Annotated in this window: 16 protein-coding genes and 2 tRNA genes; 13 read left to right on the top strand and 5 right to left on the bottom strand. The window is 32.9% G+C overall.

Annotation, left to right across the window (positions count from 1 at the left end; all coding sequences use genetic code 11):
• The first annotated feature begins 14 nt into the window (after positions 1–14).
• On the top strand, positions 15–761 hold the full coding sequence (locus tag BTJ66_RS06065; protein ID WP_099090076.1) for an esterase family protein: 747 nt from the start codon (positions 15–17) through the stop codon (positions 759–761).
• Positions 762–846: 85 nt separating this feature from the next.
• Positions 847–1,356 carry a YjcG family protein gene (locus tag BTJ66_RS06060; RefSeq protein WP_099090075.1) on the top strand — a complete coding sequence of 170 codons (510 nt, stop codon included), beginning with the start codon at positions 847–849 and terminating at the stop codon, positions 1,354–1,356.
• 122 nt (positions 1,357–1,478) lie between these two features.
• On the opposite strand, the gene ltaA is transcribed toward BTJ66_RS06060, so the two are convergent.
• Positions 1,479–2,684, bottom strand: coding sequence for a lipoteichoic acid biosynthesis MFS flippase LtaA (gene ltaA / locus BTJ66_RS06055; protein ID WP_193433018.1), 1,206 nt, complete (start codon positions 2,682–2,684; stop codon positions 1,479–1,481).
• Positions 2,662–3,837 carry a diglucosyl diacylglycerol synthase gene (locus tag BTJ66_RS06050; protein ID WP_099090073.1) on the bottom strand — a complete coding sequence of 392 codons (1,176 nt, stop codon included), beginning with the start codon at positions 3,835–3,837 and terminating at the stop codon, positions 2,662–2,664. Before BTJ66_RS06050 ends, ltaA begins: the two co-directional genes overlap by 23 nt.
• 403 nt (positions 3,838–4,240) lie before the next feature.
• On the opposite strand from BTJ66_RS06050, the gene BTJ66_RS06045 reads away from it, so the two are divergent.
• From BTJ66_RS06045 to BTJ66_RS06015, 7 genes are all read left to right on the top strand, one after another.
• Positions 4,241–5,725 (top strand): UDP-N-acetylmuramoyl-L-alanyl-D-glutamate--L-lysine ligase, encoded by a 1,485-nt coding sequence (locus tag BTJ66_RS06045; RefSeq protein WP_099090138.1) that lies wholly within the window; start codon positions 4,241–4,243, stop codon positions 5,723–5,725.
• A complete protein-coding gene (locus BTJ66_RS06040; RefSeq protein WP_099090072.1) occupies positions 5,715–5,954 on the top strand; it encodes a YueH family protein in 240 nt (79 codons plus the stop codon). Before BTJ66_RS06045 ends, BTJ66_RS06040 begins: the two co-directional genes overlap by 11 nt.
• Before the next feature lie 12 nt (positions 5,955–5,966).
• Positions 5,967–7,529 (top strand): peptide chain release factor 3, encoded by a 1,563-nt coding sequence (locus BTJ66_RS06035; RefSeq protein ID WP_099090071.1) that lies wholly within the window; start codon positions 5,967–5,969, stop codon positions 7,527–7,529.
• A 363-nt stretch (positions 7,530–7,892) separates the two neighbouring features.
• On the top strand, positions 7,893–8,693 hold the full coding sequence (locus BTJ66_RS06030) for a TerC family protein (RefSeq protein ID WP_099090070.1): 801 nt from the start codon (positions 7,893–7,895) through the stop codon (positions 8,691–8,693).
• 366 nt (positions 8,694–9,059) lie between these two features.
• Positions 9,060–10,811, top strand: coding sequence for a trypsin-like peptidase domain-containing protein (locus tag BTJ66_RS06025; protein WP_099090069.1), 1,752 nt, complete (start codon positions 9,060–9,062; stop codon positions 10,809–10,811).
• Positions 10,812–10,829: 18 nt separating this feature from the next.
• Complete coding sequence (locus tag BTJ66_RS06020) at positions 10,830–12,188, top strand: TrkH family potassium uptake protein (RefSeq protein WP_099090068.1); 1,359 nt, start codon at positions 10,830–10,832, stop codon at positions 12,186–12,188.
• Between the two features lie 178 nt (positions 12,189–12,366).
• Positions 12,367–13,875 (top strand): bifunctional metallophosphatase/5'-nucleotidase, encoded by a 1,509-nt coding sequence (locus BTJ66_RS06015; RefSeq protein ID WP_099090067.1) that lies wholly within the window; start codon positions 12,367–12,369, stop codon positions 13,873–13,875.
• A 69-nt stretch (positions 13,876–13,944) separates the two neighbouring features.
• Here the strand turns inward: BTJ66_RS06015 and BTJ66_RS06010 are convergent, their stop codons facing one another.
• Both BTJ66_RS06010 and BTJ66_RS06005 read right to left on the bottom strand, forming a co-directional pair.
• A complete protein-coding gene (locus tag BTJ66_RS06010) occupies positions 13,945–14,547 on the bottom strand; it encodes a CPBP family glutamic-type intramembrane protease (protein ID WP_099090066.1) in 603 nt (200 codons plus the stop codon).
• A 5-nt stretch (positions 14,548–14,552) separates the two neighbouring features.
• The gene (locus BTJ66_RS06005; RefSeq protein ID WP_002483735.1) at positions 14,553–14,738 is read right to left on the bottom strand and encodes a YkvS family protein; all 186 of its coding nucleotides are present in this window, start codon (positions 14,736–14,738) and stop codon (positions 14,553–14,555) included.
• Between the two features lie 199 nt (positions 14,739–14,937).
• Between BTJ66_RS06005 and BTJ66_RS06000 the strand changes: the two genes are divergently transcribed.
• Positions 14,938–15,927, top strand: coding sequence for a lipoate--protein ligase (locus tag BTJ66_RS06000; RefSeq protein WP_099090065.1), 990 nt, complete (start codon positions 14,938–14,940; stop codon positions 15,925–15,927).
• Between the two features lie 81 nt (positions 15,928–16,008).
• Here BTJ66_RS06000 and BTJ66_RS05995 read toward each other — a convergent pair whose 3' ends face one another.
• On the bottom strand, positions 16,009–16,227 hold the full coding sequence (locus BTJ66_RS05995) for an IDEAL domain-containing protein (RefSeq protein WP_099090064.1): 219 nt from the start codon (positions 16,225–16,227) through the stop codon (positions 16,009–16,011).
• A gap of 252 nt (positions 16,228–16,479) precedes the next feature.
• Between BTJ66_RS05995 and BTJ66_RS05990 the strand changes: the two genes are divergently transcribed.
• The 3 genes from BTJ66_RS05990 (at position 16,480) to BTJ66_RS05980 (ending at position 17,365) form a co-directional block, all read left to right on the top strand.
• On the top strand, positions 16,480–17,049 hold the full coding sequence (locus tag BTJ66_RS05990) for a competence protein ComK (RefSeq protein WP_099090063.1): 570 nt from the start codon (positions 16,480–16,482) through the stop codon (positions 17,047–17,049).
• A 150-nt stretch (positions 17,050–17,199) separates the two neighbouring features.
• Positions 17,200–17,274: transfer RNA gene (locus BTJ66_RS05985), tRNA-Asn, on the top strand.
• Positions 17,275–17,276: 2 nt separating this feature from the next.
• A tRNA-Ser gene (locus tag BTJ66_RS05980) sits at positions 17,277–17,365 on the top strand.
• The last annotated feature ends 130 nt before the right edge of the window (positions 17,366–17,495 follow it).

Raw genomic sequence — 17,495 nt, 5'->3', positions numbered from 1 at the left:
GGGGCGCATTGTTTATGGACGATTTTAAACCAGGTAATATTACTAAAGTTAATTTTCCCAGCCAAATATTAGATAGAGATATAACACTGTCTATTTATTTGCCGAAAGATTTTACGGAATTATTTAAGTATAAAATTGTATTTTGTTTTGATGGTGCTGATTTTTTCAGTTTTGGTAGAATACATAGGACATATGAACAGTTACGCGAAGCGAATGAGGTGGAAAGAGCAATCTTTGTCGGATTCCATTATGAAGATGTTGATAAAAGGCGTGCAGAATTTCATCCACAAGGTGCACGCACACATTTAACGGTAAAAGCGATGACAAATGAAATTTTGCCATATATCGATCAAACATTCCCTACATTTAAAGTAGGGAATGCACGTGTCTTATTAGGTGACAGCTTAGCCGGAAGTGTTGCGTTAATGACAGCATTATCTTATCCTCGCATCTTCAGTCAAGTTGGTTTGCTTAGCCCACAACACGATGAAACAATTGAATTGTTGATTGAGCGATGCCAATTTAAAGAACAATTATCCATATGGCATGCTGTCGGATTAGAAGAGGGACATTTTAAATTACCAACAACAGGTAAGTTTGCTGATTTCTTAACGCCCAATCGACAATTAAATCGTGTGATTGAAAAAAGTGATTTCACCTATCATTATTTAGAATTTGAAGGTGGGCATATGTGGAAGTCGTGGAAGCCTTTACTAGAAGATGTATTAAAATATTTTTTAGTAGATCGTATAGCATTTTAATAATTTGAACTAAAATGACTTTAGAGTAACGAATTTTTCAGAAATTTGATATAATGAAATTATGTTAAACAAAGGAGGAATTTAAATGATTTTAGGATTAGCATTAATTCCGTCAAAAGCATTTCAAGATGAAGTGAATGCATATCGTAAGCGTTATGATGCACATTATGCGTCTATTATGCCGCATATTACGATTAAGGGGCAATTTAAAATAAACGATGGAGATTTAGAATCTGTTAAAGAGACAATCAAATCTAAAATCGAAGGCATTCCAACGATTGATGTACATGCGACAAAAGCGTCAAATTTTGCACCAATCACTAATGTTATTTATTTTAAAGTTGAAAAAACTGAAACTTTAGAAAAATTATTTAATCAATTTAACAGTGGTGATTTTTATGGTGTGGCAGATCATACGTTTGTGCCTCATTTTACCATTGCCCAAGGATTGACAAGTCAAGAATTTGAAGATATTTATGGTCAATTGAAACTAGCGGGAATTGATTACAAAGAAACAATTGAGCAACTTTCACTAGTTTATTATGATGAAAAAGAAGAAAAATGGAAAGTGCTTGAGAATTATAATTTAGCTTAAGTTTTAACCATTTAGTGATTAGTCATAACATACGATAAATACTTGGAATTAATAAAAGCGTCACGAGTGATATTAGATAATGATTTTCTAATACGTTCGTGACGCTTTTTTATTTTATTAATTTAGTTTGATGTCTTGGTACTCTCTTTTACTTTCACAAAATAAACACCATAAAAGATAGCTAGGAATAAGAATACAAGTGCTGAGAAATAAAATGTATTATTTACCGAATTAGTAAATTCAGTAATCAACCCACCGACAAGAGGTCCTATCATTGAGCCGAAACCTTGTACACTATTAAAAACCCCCCAAGTTTCTTCTTGTTCATCTGTGTGAATGTGACTAGCCATAAATGTATTCCATGCAGGTAGCAAGATACCATACATAAGACCGATGAAGACAGCTAATACCCAGACGATTGTGATATTTGTTATTAGTGAAAGTGCAAATATCATCAGTGTATATAACACGAAGCCAACAAAGATAACCCAATACATAAATAATGTGCCATGACGATCTATGATTTTAGATAAGAAAAGCATTGAAAAGGCACAGCCAATACCACCGAATACAATTGCCATTGTATATTCTAATGTGGATACACCAACAACTTTAGTTGCATATGTAGGTAAAATTGGGACAAGTGCTGTTATTGAAGCTCCTTGTAATAATATACCTGGAAATAATAACATATGACGTTTGGTTACATTGACAATTTGTCCTAGTTGTTGTTTAACTGGACGTGTATTGTAATTCGTCAATCTTATTTTTACAAAGTAATAGAGTATCCAAGCGATTAATACAAGAAGTGACATTAAAAATGCAAATTGGGTAGGGTGGAATTTGAAGATAACGTTCATACCAACCATACCGACGAGTAAACCTAAGAGCCATGAAAAATAAACATAACCCATTTGCTTACCACGATTGTCTTCATCGACGCTTGCTAACATAATCACCCAAATGGGACTAACTGCAATTCCAAGTAATGTAGCGCTTGTTATTAAGACAATAGGTAACGTAGGGAACCAGATGACTAAGAATAAACTTGCAAAGGCAAGCAAGAAGCCCAAGGTAAGCACCAATTTTGTTCCTAACCGCTTAAGTAAAAAACCAATGACAAAATTAGTGGTTGCATCAGCAATAAAATGTATAGAAATAGCGATAGATGTAATACCTACCGCAATAGATGTAGCTGTTGGAAGCAATGTTAAATAACTAAGTATATACATACCTCTAGCGAATTCCATTAAAAATAAGATGATTAACATGATTATGAAATTTTTATTTGAATTATAATTGTAATTATTTAACGAAGAGCTTTGCATATAAAGGAACCTTTCCATATACTTCTTCATAATGAGATGAATGATTAAGTAAGTTTAGTAAGTCTTTACATAATTTGTAAGTTGAATATGGAATTCTTGACGCATCCATAGATTTTGACATTGAAGCTAATTTGCTCGGTGTATTCGTTAGCGTAGCAACTTGTTCAATGGCAGCTTCAGGTGTACTGGCAATACGGCCATAACCTTTTTCTTCAAAGTAAACTGCATTCTCAAGTTCTTGACCTGGTGCAGGATCTAAGAAAATCATTGGAATCTGTCGTGTTAATGCTTCTGAAATAGTAATACCACCTGGTTTAGTGATCATTAATTGACTCGAGGCCATCCATTCATTCATATGTTTGGTATAACCTAAAATAAGTACATTTTCAAAACCTTTAAATTGTGATGATAATGAACGTTTTAATTCTTTGTTTTTGCCACATATCATAACAACTTGCGCATGTGGGCTACGATTTAAGATTTCTTGTATCATCTGACCAAAGCCTTTAGAAACACCGAAAGCGCCTGCAGACATGAGTATGGTCGGTTTGTCAGGATTTAAATGGTTTTGGCTTAACCAGTCTGCTTTATCGATAGGCATTTCGAATTTATCTGATATAGGAATACCTGTTACTTTCAATTGCTCTTTTGGAATACCGATACTTGCGAATTCTTCTTTTAATTCTTCAGTAGCAAGATAGTATCTTTGAGAGAAAGGCGTAATCCAGTTCTTTTGCATACGATAATCCGTCATAACTGTAGCAATAGGGATATTCATATCAAATTGTTGCGTTAATACAGACATTACCGGAGTAGGGAATGTGAGTAAAATTAGGTCAGGCTTTTCTTTTAAAAGTAAATTCATTAATTTATTTAAGCCGTAGTATTTATAGAAACATTTATCTAATTGATCTGGTTGGCTATAATAAAAAGCTTTATACATATTTCTAAAGTATTTAAAGCTATTAATATACCATTTTTTACAAATAGAAGTGAGGATAGGGTGTGCTTCTAAAAATAAATCGTGTTCAATAACTGTTAAATTGTCTAGATTCATTTCTTTGAATTGGTTCACTACACTCTGAGTAACTTGTAAATGCCCATTACCAAACGATCCAGTAATTATCAGTATTTTTTTATTTTGAGTAACCATTAAAAGCCACCCTCCAATAGATTATATTTAAGTTATGCTAAGTTTAACGCATTTTTTTAGTGTGTGAAAGAAAAAACACACAATTAATGTTGATTATATCATTTTACAATCAGATATGAAATGATACATACTGTATTGGAAATTAATATACAATAAAATTAGGTTGTTGTATATCTATACAATACCACTATTAATATAGAGATACGCCTATAAAACAACAATTTAAGTAAATATATAGAAAATATTAACATTTACATAACATGAGGTTCATATTCAGAGAATTTAAAAGTATAAAATGGTTATATATAATAGGAAGAAATTAATAATATCAAATCATTAGATTCTATAAAATCTGTTGAAAATGTGTATAATAGAACTATTGGAAATAAAGGAGCGATAAATGTTGGACGCAAATGTGGTGTTTGAAAAAATAAGAGTAAAACAAGTGATTGGAACACTGGATAAAGATATCATTGATATAACTACCGATTCTCGTACGGCACAACAAGGAAGTGTGTTTGTTGCGTCAAAAGGTTATACGGTGGATAGTCATAAATTTTGCCAAGATGTGGTCAATCAAGGATGCGAAGTAATAATAGTTAATCGAGAACAAGAAGTATCTGGAGAAGTAACTCAAATTATCGTACCAGACACGTTACGCGTGGCTAGTTTATTAGCCAATGCACTGTTTAACTATCCAAGTAAACAACTTGTAACATACGGTGTGACTGGAACAAATGGGAAAACGTCAATTGCGACGATGATACATCATATCTATAGAAAATTAGGTAAAGGAAGCGCTTATTTAGGTACAAATGGCTTTCAAATAAATGAAGATAAATCAAAAGGCGCAAACACAACTCCAGAAACAGTCTCACTTACTAAAAAAATAAATGAAGCCGTTGAAAAAAAGGCTGAGGCAATGACTTTAGAAGTTTCCAGCCATGGATTGTCATTAGGAAGATTGAGTGGCGTTGATTTTGACGTTGCAATCTTTTCAAACTTAACACAAGACCATTTAGATTTTCATGGCACCATGGAAGCATATGGACATGCTAAATCATTATTATTTAGCCAATTAGGTGAAGATCTATCACAAGAAAAGTTTGTCGTTCTTAATAATGATGATGCTTTTTCAGACTATCTTGCATCTGTGACACCATTTGAAGTGTTTACCTATGGCGTAAATAATGATGCACAATTTACAGCTAGCCATATTAATGAATCATTACAAGGCGTTCATTTTACTTTTAATACACCTGTGGGTGACTTTCAGGTGAAGTCACCCTATGTTGGCTTGTTTAATGTTTCTAATATTATGGCGGCTATGATTGCAGTATGGAGTAAAGGTGTAGCTTTAAATGATATCGTCAACGCTGTAGAATATTTAGAGCCGGTAGAAGGTAGATTAGAATTACTAGATCCTACATTGCCTATCGATTTGATAATAGATTATGCGCATACTGCTGATGGTATGGACAAGCTCATAGATGCAGTTAAACCATTTGCTAAGCAGAAATTGATTTTCTTATGTGGTATGGCAGGAGAGAGAGATTTGACTAAGACGCCAGATATGGGACGGGTCGCGTGTCGTGCAGATTATGTTATTTTTACACCTGATAATCCTGCAAATGATGATCCTAAGAAATTAACGCAAGAATTAGCAAAAGGAGCCACGCATGGTAATTATATTGAATTCGATGATAGAGCTGAAGGGATTCGCCATGCTATAGACATTGCAGAACCAGGAGATACAGTTGTATTAGCTTCAAAAGGTCGCGAACCTTATCAAATCATGCCTGGTCACATCAAGGTGCCGCATAGAGATGATTTTATTGGTCTTGAGGCAGCATATAAAAAATTCGGTGGTGGGCCAAATGAAGATTAAAAATATACGTTTTAATGAAATAACTGGCCATGTGTATATTTATGAGAATAGCGTAAATCATTGTAAACTCATTGCAATCCCTGATATAAATTGGTCATTAGAAATACCATCATCTTTAAATGAAGATGATACAAATGAGGAACTTGTGATACACTTGTTTACGTTACTTGATGAGTCAACAGCATCACAGATTGCTGATGACATCGTTAAATGGATATTTGAAAGTTAAAGGAGAGTATAAATGAGTATAAAGGAAGAAGTGGAATCAAGAAAAACCTTTGCGATTATATCTCACCCAGATGCTGGTAAGACTACATTAACAGAAAAGTTATTACTATTTGGTGGTGCGATAAGAGAAGCGGGTACGGTTAAAGGAAAAAAGAGTGGCAAATTTGCTACAAGTGACTGGATGAAAGTCGAACAAGAACGTGGTATTTCTGTTACGAGTTCAGTGATGCAATTTGATTATGATCATTATAAAATCAATATCTTGGACACACCAGGCCATGAAGACTTTTCAGAAGATACGTATAGAACATTGATGGCAGTTGATAGTGCAGTAATGGTGATTGACTGTGCAAAAGGTATTGAACCACAAACATTGAAATTGTTTAAAGTATGTAAAATGAGAGGTATACCTATTTTCACATTTATTAATAAACTAGATAGAGTAGGTAAAGAACCTTTTGAACTCTTAGATGAAATAGAATCCACGTTAGAGATAGAAACATATCCTATGAATTGGCCGGTAGGTATGGGCCAAAATTTCTTTGGAATAATTGATCGTGAATCACATACAATTGAGCCATTTAGAGATGAAGAAAATGTGCTACATTTAAATGAAGAATATGAATTAGAAGAAGATCACGCGATGAAACACGACAGTGCGTTTGCACAAGCGATTGAAGAATTAATGCTTGTTGAAGAAGCAGGTGAAACGTTTGATAATGAGGCGCTGTTAAGTGGTGATCTGACACCGGTATTTTTCGGTTCAGCGTTAGCAAATTTTGGTGTTCAAAACTTCTTGAACGCTTATGTTGACCATGCACCAATGCCAAATGCACGCCAAACTAATGAAGACATAGAGGTTAGTCCATTTGACCTTGATTTTTCGGGATTCATCTTCAAAATTCAGGCCAATATGGATCCGAAACATAGAGATAGAATTGCTTTTATGCGTGTCGTAAGTGGTGCGTTTGAGCGTGGTATGGATGTTACTCTACAACGTACACACAAAAAGCAAAAAATAACGCGTTCAACTTCATTTATGGCAGATGATAAAGAAACTGTAAATCATGCTGTGGCTGGTGATATTATCGGACTTTATGATACAGGTAATTATCAAATTGGTGATACACTTGTTGGGGGTAACCAGAAATTCAGCTTCCAAGAATTACCACAGTTTACACCTGAATTATTTATGAAAGTATCTGCTAAAAATGTTATGAAGCAGAAACATTTCCATAAAGGTATTGAACAGCTGGTTCAAGAAGGTGCGATTCAATATTACAAAGCATTGCATACGAACCAAATTATTATCGGTGCAGTTGGCCAACTACAGTTTGAGGTATTCGAACATCGCTTGAAAAACGAATATAATGTTGATGTCATCATGGAACCAGTTGGACAGAAAATTGCGCGTTGGATTGAAAACGAAGAAGATATTAAAGATAAAATGAGTTCATCACGTTCGATTTTAGTGAAGGATATTTATGATAATTACGTATTCTTATTTGAAAATGAATTTGCTACTAGATGGTTTGAAGAGAAGTTTCCAGAAATTAAATTATATGGATTGTTATAAATTTTATTTTTGTGTATAATGACTATATTAATAGAATAGCCTATGACTTAGTAGTCAGAGGGGAGTAACTTAACTGTAGTTACAATGATGTATGTGTTTCGCAGTAGGATTATTAATTTAAGATATCTGATATGCTATATACATTGTTTTAACTTAGTCATTTTATCGTCATTACGAAGTAGCAAACTTCCGGTAAAATGGGCAGGACACAACTGTCGAGTGAGACCTTTGCTAATAGTGAATATTGTTTGCACATTGTTTTTTAACATAATTATCAGGGTTAAAGCAATAGTAAATTATGTATGCACTAGCTTAGCTTAGGTCTCTATTTTTATGCTTAAAAAACTAAAGGAGTTGTCCTATATGGATCCAAGTTTGATTTTACCTTATTTATGGGTGCTACTAGTACTTGTATTTTTAGAAGGTTTACTTGCCGCAGACAATGCGGTCGTAATGGCTGTTATGGTGAAACATTTACCGCCAGAACAACGTAAAAAAGCACTGTTTTATGGATTGTTAGGTGCATTTGTATTTCGTTTTATTTCTTTATTCTTAATCAGTATTATTGCACATTTTTGGTGGATACAAGCACTCGGTGCACTTTACCTACTTTATATGTCAATAAGGAATTTGATAACCTTCTTTAAAGAAAAAGATGAAGAAACGCATGATGGCACAGACAATCATCATTTCGATGAGGATGGAGAAGAGATTCATGCAAGTCCTAAAGCATTTTGGGGCACAGTATTGAAAGTTGAATTTGCAGATATTGCATTCGCCATAGATTCAATGCTTGCTGCGCTAGCAATAGCGGTAACGTTACCAGCAGTAGGTATACATTTTGGTGGCATGGACTTAGGACAATTTGCAGTTATGTTCTTAGGTGGCATGTTAGGTGTTATTATTATGCGTTTTGCGGCAACATGGTTTGTTAACCTATTAAATAAATATCCAGGTTTAGAAGGAGCAGCTTTTGCTATTGTCGGTTGGGTAGGAATTAAACTTGTTATCATGGTGTTAGCCCACCCAGATATCCTAATCTTACCTGAACACTTCCCACACAGCATTTTATGGCAATCTATCTTCTGGACAGTCATGATACTACTCGTTGTAATTGGTTGGTTGACATCAGTTCGTCAAAATAAAAAAGAAGAAAAAAAATAGGAAAGTAAATTTAAACTGGAAAATACATTGTGTTTTCCAGTTTTTTTTATGGTTAAGTGTCACACAAAATAAGTGTTGAAAATAAGCGAAGAGAAGTTATTTGTATTATTAGTCAGATAAAGTTAGAAATTCATAGTGAAAGTGATTATAATCAAAGCTAAGGCATGGATGAAAAGACGTTTAATTTTAGAAAAAATAAATTGAATAAAACTATAATTCGAAAGATGACTTATACACACATATGTAGCTATTCAAATTGGAGTAGACAATCACAATTTATAAACAGAGTTAAAATAAGGCGGAAAAATCCGTAATGATATGTCATAATAGATAATATAGAATCATGTAGTATAAGGGGGCGCTTTTGTGTCGAACAATAAAAAACATGTAATCCCAAGAGAAAAATATGGTCGTAAAAGACGTGAATTTTTTCATAATGAAGAACGGGAACAACGTGTACAAATGGAACGTCAAGCTCGAAAACAACGTGCTGAAAAAGCCGAGAAGTTAGCAAAAAATAATGAAGAACGCGTAAAAGAAAATTTAAGAAAAGCACGCATAGAGAAACTAACACAAGAAGAAATTCAACAACAACGTGCAATGGCTGAAAAACGAAGTAACAACACTTCAGACCATAGATTTGAAAAGCCTGAAGGGCATGCTCAACATAATAAATCCAATACTGATATAGAAAATGTATTGTCATCACATGAAGCTAATAATGAAGAAGCGGTGGCTTCAACTAGAAATAAAGATAATACTAACGTGGATCAGAGTGAAACTTCAAAAAAAGTAGATTCAGATATAAGCGAATCTACTAACACTGATCATTTTTATTCTGAAGAAGCGCAACAATCAAGAGTAAATAATTATATAGAAGAAGATAATTCAGAAAAAGTGCACAATCATATAGGCTCAAAATATAAATCCAAACAACATCATGATAACAAGCAACAGTCCGTAGTAGAAAGGGTTAAGTTTTTCTTTGTAGAACACTGGGCAAAAGTATTAATTGTATTAGCAGTTATATTATTAATTGTATTGATTAATGCCATCTTTAATAATGTAGATCATAATGGCAATACGAAAGACAGTATTTTCCAGAGTAGTGACAACCATAAAGAGAAAACATATACAGATACAATGAAAAGTGCGAATCATGCGATTCAATCGATTGTAACAGTCGAGAATGATACAAGTAATGATCGTTCATCTGCAGAGAAAGAAACACAAGAAGCAGGAAAAGAAAATGAATTAGGTTCAGGTGTCGTCTATAAAAAAGTGGGCGACTCTATTTTTATTATTACAAATGCACACGTTGTTGGTGAAAAAAAGGAACAGAAAATTACATACGGCAATAATGATACGACGATTGGTAAAGTAATAGGGACAGATAAATACTCTGATATTGCAGTTGTTAAAGCTAAAGTAAAATCTGGAAATGATATCAAACCGATTAAAATGGGAGATTCTAGCACATTAGTCCTTGGTGAACCAATTATTGTAGTAGGAAATCCATTAGGTGTTGATTTTAAAGGAAGTGTCTCTGAAGGCATTGTTTCTGGCTTGAATCGTCACGTGCCAGTTGATATAGACAAAGACAATCAATATGATGTACTCATGAGCGCATTTCAAATGGATGCGCCGGTGAATCCTGGTAACTCAGGTGGTGGTGTTATTGACAGAGATGGGAAACTAATTGGTATTGCCTCTCTAAAAATTGACATGGATAACGTAGAGGGTATTGCATTTGCTATACCAGTTAACGATGCAGAATCTATTGCGAAACAGCTTGAAGCTAAAGGTGAGGTTAAGTATCCTAACACGGGAATTAAAATTGCAAATGTAAAAGACATGGATGAAGCGGCACGTCAATCACTTAGTTTACCTAAAGAAGTCAATAAAGGTGTGTTGGTTGGAGATGTGAAAGAAAATTCCCTTGGTGAAAAATCTGGGTTGCAAAAAAATGATGTAATAGTAGAATTAGATGGTAAAGAAGTTGAAGATAATCTAAGATATAGACAAATTATTTTTAGTCATAAAGATGATTTAGATACATTGCCAGCAAAATTATATAGAGATGGTAAAGAACAAGATATCAAGATTAAATTGAAGTAGCGTTGAGGTGAGTAGGCGTTGTCCATTTTCAATCAATTATTAAAAAAATCAAGTCCTCAACAAGGTATTGTGATGTATTATATTGTTGCGATAATCGTTGCGTTCTTATTGTTGAATTTACCCTATGTTCATAAACCGGGCGTCTCAGTAGACCCCGTAGATTCGTTATTTGTTGCTGTATCTGGTGTTAGTGTAACCGGCTTATCACCAATTAATATAGTAGAAACATATACAACTTTTGGACAAATAATAATAATGATTATCCTTAATATTGGTGGTATTGGCGTCATGGCGATTGGAACAATGCTTTGGGTTGTACTTGGCAAACATATCGGTATGCGTGAAAGACAATTAATCATGTTGGATAATAATAAGGATACAATGAGTGGAACAGTCAAATTAATACTGGATATCGTACGTACAATTTTAATTATCGAAGTAGTTGGTGCAGCACTGTTAGCATTTTATTTTTATAGAGATAATTCGGATTTACAATATGCCATCATGCAAGGTTTTTTCGTTGCAGTATCAGCTACGACAAATGGTGGATTAGATATAACTGGTCAATCATTGATACCATATGCAAGTGATTATTTTGTACAAACTATTGTTATGTTTTTGATTATATTAGGTTCGATAGGTTTTCCTGTCTTAATTGAAGTAAAAGCATATATAAAAAATAGAATACCTAATTTTAGATTTTCACTATTTGCTAAAATTACTACAGCAACTTATTTAGTGTTATTTGTATTTGGCGTTCTCATTATTTTGTTATTTGAATATAATCATGCCTTCCAGAATATGTCGTGGCACAAATCGCTATTTTATGCTTTATTCCAATCTGCAACTACGAGAAGTGCTGGGTTGCAAACGATTGATGTCAGTCATTTTGGTGAAGGTACAAATGTGATAATGAGTATTTTGATGTTTATTGGTTCATCACCAAGTTCAGTTGGTGGTGGTATTAGAACAACAACATTTGCTATTTTAATATTGTTCTTACTAAACTTTAATAATAATAGTGAAAAATTATCTATTAAAGCATTTAATCGTGAGATACATACAACGGATGTGCAGCGATCATTTGCGGTGTTTACGATGGCATCTATACTAACATTTTCAGCGACCATTTTTATATTAGTAGTTGAAAATGGTAAAATTTCATTTTTACAAGGCTTTTTTGAAGTGATGTCTGCATTCGGTACATGTGGTTTATCCTTAGGTGTAACTGATGATTTTAACGATCTGTCTAAAGTAACACTTATGATCTTAATGTTTATCGGACGTGTAGGCTTAATTAGCTTTATTATAATGATTGGTGGTCGTAGAGAGCCTGATAAATTCCACTATCCTAAAGAACGCGTCCAAATTGGATAAGGTTATTAAAGTAATCAATATAGAAAAACACTTAATTGAACAATAGGTTTAATTAAGTGTTTTTTTTATGATTAATCGTCAAGTTTAATAAAGCATACGATGAAAATTTGAAAGTATGCTATTGGTATCGAAGTCATTTGAAAACATGTTAAACTGTCAATAACGAGGAGAGAGGCATATGAATAAAAGTGAAAAGATTGCAATAGATGTTATCACAACTTCAGATATGCATAGTTATTTTCTAAATGGAGATAATGGTTCTAATATCTATAGAGCTGGTACGTATGTAAAATCAAAAAGAAAAGAAAACGAACATGTCATTTTGTTAGATAGTGGTGGTAGTTTAGCAGGTTCTTTGGCAGCATTTTACTATGCAGTCGTTGCACCATATAAACGACATCCAATGATTAAATTAATGAATGCAATGCAATACGATGCGAGTGGAATAAGTCCAAATGAATTCAAATTTGGTTTGTCCTTCTTTTCAAGGGCAGTGTCACTTTCCAGATTTCCATGGCTTTCTGCTAATATTGAATATAACAGGACGCGTGAGCCATACTTTTCAACGCCATATACAGTTAAAGAAATTGAAGGTGTCAAAATTGCAATTGTTGGACTGACTTCAGATGGTTTAATGGAACGAGAACATTTTGAAATGGAGAATGATGTTAGTATTGAAAAAACGTTGCTATCATCGAAAAGATGGATTCGATTTATTCATGAAACCGAGATGCCAGAGTTTCTCATTGTGATTTATCACGGTGGATTAAATCAACTTAATAAGTCGTCAAACGAGCGCGAACAAAATGTCAATGAGGCAGAAAAACTCATGCAGACTTTAGGTGTTATTGATTTGCTTATTACTGGACATCAGCATCAAACATTTATTGGGAAAAATGATAAAACATTATACGTGCAAGCTGGTCAAAATGCTGAGCAGTTAATACACGTTAAAATCAATTTTAAAAAACGTACAAATTCATTTGAATTAGAAAATGTAGAATCAAAAATTATAGATTTAAATGAATATAAAGAAGACGAAGACTTATTGGATTTAACCTTTTATGATCGTAAAACAGTTGAACATTGGAGTAAAGAAAATTTGACGGATAGAGATATCAAGGCTCAAGTCGAAGGACTGGATGATGTTATAACAAAACCTCATACTTTTACCCAATTATTGCATGATAGCATACGCCAAGCATTTAATTACGATATATCATGTGTGCATTTACCGACAAGTGGTGAGAAGGGACTTACTGGTCAAATTACAAATGAGGCGTTATATAATGCCTATCCACACCCAGATGTACCAATTGATTTAACTTTAAAAGGACAACAAATTAAAGATATTTTAGAATATGGTTATGCACATATTGAATTTAGTGGAGGTTCGTTAAGCTTAACGATTGTTGATGAAACACTGTGTACATTTTGGCAAGGTGTAGACTATTCGATAGATATGAATGCACCGCCATTTGAACGTGTCCATTTAAATAATATTAATTTAGATCATATGTACCGTGTGAGTATGACAGATTACTGCTATAGAAATTATAGACAATATCTAGAAAATGCTGTGATTCATGAAACGGGCAAGATAACAATGGTAGAATTGATTTCACGAAATTTGAAAGATGAGCAATATAATATCCAGCAAAAACAAACTTTTAAAGTACTAATATAAAAAGCTGGGAGATTTCATTTTAATATGAAAATCTCCCAGCTTTTAAATTAGTAAATTTTACAATTAGGTTTATACGTTGAATATCAATAATATAACAACTGCTACAATTTGAGCTACTACAGTTGTCGCTATTCTGCGTGTATAGAAATAACTTATTGATAAAACTATTTGTACAATGAATACAAAGAAAACAATCCATAAATTATCTAGATAGTAAAATAATGAAGCAGAACATAGTGCTGTAATTATAATACTTAACCAACTTGGAACATTTAATTTAATTAATTCCTTTTGTAAAACAGTTCTCATGTAAAGTTCGTGACATGGTATAACAAAGACTAATGTCACCAACATTTGCCATTTATAATAGACACCTGTTCGTGTTAGCTCTTTTATTAATTCAGCATATTTTATATCGGAAGCAATTGCTGCAATGATGAGTTGAATCATAATCAACACGATGCCAGTGATAATGCCTATACCTAATGATGTGAGTAAGCGTTTAGATTCTATATCTCTTTGATAAAAGATATAACTAATCCCAGCAATGAGCATAATGCCCGTATAAAGATACCAATATTCTTGTTTCTCGCCCCACATGATGTAAAGAATAATGTGGAAAACGATGAAACTTACGACAAACCAAATGAGTGCCTTAGAAATTCTATTCATTTTAACTATCCTTCTTGTTCAACGATTGTGTATCGTTTGTGATTGATGACAGTTTTTTCTGGCAAGTCTAGTTCTTCGAAGTTCTCCATAATTGTTAAATCAACAATTACTGAATTGTCATTAATTTTTTCAACTCGACCTTTTAAGCCATCATAAAATTCTACGATATTTCCAACTTCTGCAACAGTCATTTTAAGTCCTCCCTAGAAATGCTAACTAGATAGTATTATACAAAAAATATACAGACAAATAAACAAAAAACCATTAAATAGCGCGATATAAAACAAATTTAGGCTTTTAGCAGAATTTCAAAGTGAATGATTGCAATTTTCAAGAAAATATTGCATAAATAAGGTAAGGGCATATATTTATGGAAAAGGAGTGCAGTAGATGAAGTTTATTAGTAACAATGATATTTTGGATCCAACATTAAATTTGGCTATGGAAGAATATGTTTTAAAAAATATGCCAAAGGATGATAGTTATTTTTTATTTTATGTAAATAGACCTTCTATTATCATTGGAAAAAATCAAAACACAATAGAAGAAGTGAATCAACCTTATATCGACGAGCATGGTATTGATGTTGTTAGAAGAATTTCTGGTGGGGGAGCAGTGTATCATGATACCGGAAATTTAAATTTTAGTTTTGTAACGGATGATGACGGGAATAGTTTCCATAATTTCAAAAAATTTACAGAGCCTATTGTGGAGGCACTGCAATCATTGGGTGTAGATGCTGATATGAGTGGTAGAAATGATATCCAAGTAGGAAAAGCCAAAATTTCAGGAAATGCTATGGTAAAGGTTAAGGATCGCATGTTTAGTCATGGCACCTTAATGTTAAACAGTGAATTGAATGAGGTACAAAATGCTTTAAAGGTCAACCCAGCTAAAATTAAATCAAAAGGGATTAAATCAGTTAGAAGTAGAGTAGCAAATATTTCTGAGTTTTTAGATGAGCCAATAGATATTAATGAATTCAAGGCAATCATCTTAAAAACAATTTTTGGAGAAGCGACCCAAGTTGAAGAATATCATTTAACTAATGAAGATTGGAAGCAAATAGAAAAACTAAGCAACGAAAAATATCGTACATGGGAATGGAATTATGGTAGAAATCCGAAATATAATTTTGAAAGAGAAGAAAAGTTTGAAAAAGGTTTCGTCCAAATTAAATTAGATGTTAAAAAAGGTCGTATTGAGCATGCAAAGATTTTCGGAGACTTCTTTGGTGAAGGTGATATCACAGAGCTAGAAAATGCATTAGAGGGTACAATGCATGAATTCGACAGTATTGAAGAAGCACTTTCAAATTATGATATTTATCATTATTTTGGTGATATTGATCGTTATGAATTAATTAGATTGATGTCATAATTATTAGCAAATAAAAAGGTCTATTCACTATCTTAAGTTTAAGTAGGGAATAGACCTTATTTTAAGTAACAAAACATTAAATTAACCAACGAGAAATTCCTCCAAGTTTTTAAATTCTTCAGTATAGCGTTTGAAATCATTCTCGTTTTTATTTTTTAAAGCATTATCAATGAGTTGTTCCAATTGTTGCTTACGGACGTTACGAAGTGATTCATCAATGATTAATTCAATGCCTAAATCATTGATTGTAGATACAAAAGATTCTAGTGTATTGTATTTTACATGTGTATTATGTTTCATCCTCAACACAGCCCCTCTATTTATATTTAAATCATATTATACAAGGTTTTAAATTTTAAATCAATGAATATTCAGACTTTTCCGAAAAAATAAGTGTAAAATGCAACTCTGCCAAAAATTCATAAATGCAAAAGTATATATACTGAAATTTAATTGTGGGAAATTTATAAAAAATATTATTCTATTTCTTGATTTCAAGATATTAGTGTTATATTATTTGATTATCACCACGACTTGCAAGGAGGTAAAAATATGATTCAACCCTATATTATAAAAAAAGGTGATATGGCTTTACAACCATGTAGTTTGCCAATTGGTAAGTATGAAGGCAGTTATCTTGTAAGATATAAAGATGACAGCAAAGTTTTAAAAGAACGAGTGCCCAAAATTATCGATCGCTCTTGTAGGTTTTATGGCAGTAGTTACGCTTTTAAAAAAGAAGACACAATGAGAATTACCGGCATTAGCAGTAAACCCCCGATTTTATTTACACCTCTTTTTCCTACTTATTTTTTCCCAACGCACTCTGACAGAAAAGAAGAAAATACATGGATTAATATTCATTATGTCCACCAGATTAAGCCTCTAAAAGAAAAGAAGTGTAAAGTTATATTTGTAGATAATCAAACAATTACAGCGAATATTTCTGCTCACAGTATGCATCACCAATACCTAAATGGTATTTACTACTACTATATGATGGATAGAGCAGCAAGAGTTGCTACATTTGATCCAGAATCTCCTATAGATTACACAAAACCACAATTAAATATTTATGAAGCATTAGCAAAGTATTCATTATTTGAAAATAAATCATCATAGTTCAAATGACTTAAGCATGTAAAAATGGCATATGTGGAATATTATATTAATTTAGTGTAAATATTCCGCATATTTTTTTGTTGTTACTACTTGAAAATTTAAGCATAGTTGATATAATAGTATTTGTGCTTGATTAGAGCAAACAATTAATCCACAGTAGCTCAGTGGTAGAGCTATCGGCTGTTAACCGATCGGTCGTAGGTTCGAGTCCTACCTGTGGAGCCATTGGAAACGTACTCAAGTTGGCTGAAGAGGCGCCCCTGCTAAGGGTGTAGGTCGCGAGAGCGGCGCGAGGGTTCGAATCCCTCCGTTTCCGTAATATTTAACACCGTAATTCAATTTTGGATTACGGTGTTTTTTTTGTATTTACAATATTAAGAAGAATTAAGCATTAGAAAACATAAGTAAATAAAAGACGCTATTTTTGTGTAAGATAAACATAAGTG

The sequence above is a fragment of the Staphylococcus edaphicus genome (assembly GCF_002614725.1).
In the GTDB taxonomy this organism is placed as follows: Bacteria; Bacillota; Bacilli; order Staphylococcales; family Staphylococcaceae; genus Staphylococcus; species Staphylococcus edaphicus.
Note: the sequence above shows the minus strand (reverse complement) of the source record. Positions and strands in the feature narration are given on the sequence as shown.

Excerpts from the sequence above, each read along its gene's own strand:
- BTJ66_RS06035 (WP_099090071.1), top strand. The coding sequence starts at position 5,967 with ATGAGTATAAAGGAAGAAGTGGAATCAAGAAAAACCTTTGCGATTATA.
- BTJ66_RS06010 (WP_099090066.1), bottom strand. The coding sequence starts at position 14,547 with ATGAATAGAATTTCTAAGGCACTCATTTGGTTTGTCGTAAGTTTCATC.
- BTJ66_RS06015 (WP_099090067.1), top strand. The coding sequence starts at position 12,367 with ATGAATAAAAGTGAAAAGATTGCAATAGATGTTATCACAACTTCAGAT.
- BTJ66_RS05995 (WP_099090064.1), bottom strand. The coding sequence starts at position 16,227 with ATGAAACATAATACACATGTAAAATACAATACACTAGAATCTTTTGTA.
- BTJ66_RS06065 (WP_099090076.1), top strand. The coding sequence starts at position 15 with ATGGACGATTTTAAACCAGGTAATATTACTAAAGTTAATTTTCCCAGC.
- BTJ66_RS06005 (WP_002483735.1), bottom strand. The coding sequence starts at position 14,738 with ATGACTGTTGCAGAAGTTGGAAATATCGTAGAATTTTATGATGGCTTA.
- ltaA (WP_193433018.1), bottom strand. The coding sequence starts at position 2,684 with ATGCAAAGCTCTTCGTTAAATAATTACAATTATAATTCAAATAAAAAT.
- BTJ66_RS06040 (WP_099090072.1), top strand. The coding sequence starts at position 5,715 with ATGAAGATTAAAAATATACGTTTTAATGAAATAACTGGCCATGTGTAT.
- BTJ66_RS05990 (WP_099090063.1), top strand. The coding sequence starts at position 16,480 with ATGATTCAACCCTATATTATAAAAAAAGGTGATATGGCTTTACAACCA.
- BTJ66_RS06050 (WP_099090073.1), bottom strand. The coding sequence starts at position 3,837 with ATGGTTACTCAAAATAAAAAAATACTGATAATTACTGGATCGTTTGGT.
- BTJ66_RS06000 (WP_099090065.1), top strand. The coding sequence starts at position 14,938 with ATGAAGTTTATTAGTAACAATGATATTTTGGATCCAACATTAAATTTG.
- BTJ66_RS06030 (WP_099090070.1), top strand. The coding sequence starts at position 7,893 with ATGGATCCAAGTTTGATTTTACCTTATTTATGGGTGCTACTAGTACTT.
- BTJ66_RS06060 (WP_099090075.1), top strand. The coding sequence starts at position 847 with ATGATTTTAGGATTAGCATTAATTCCGTCAAAAGCATTTCAAGATGAA.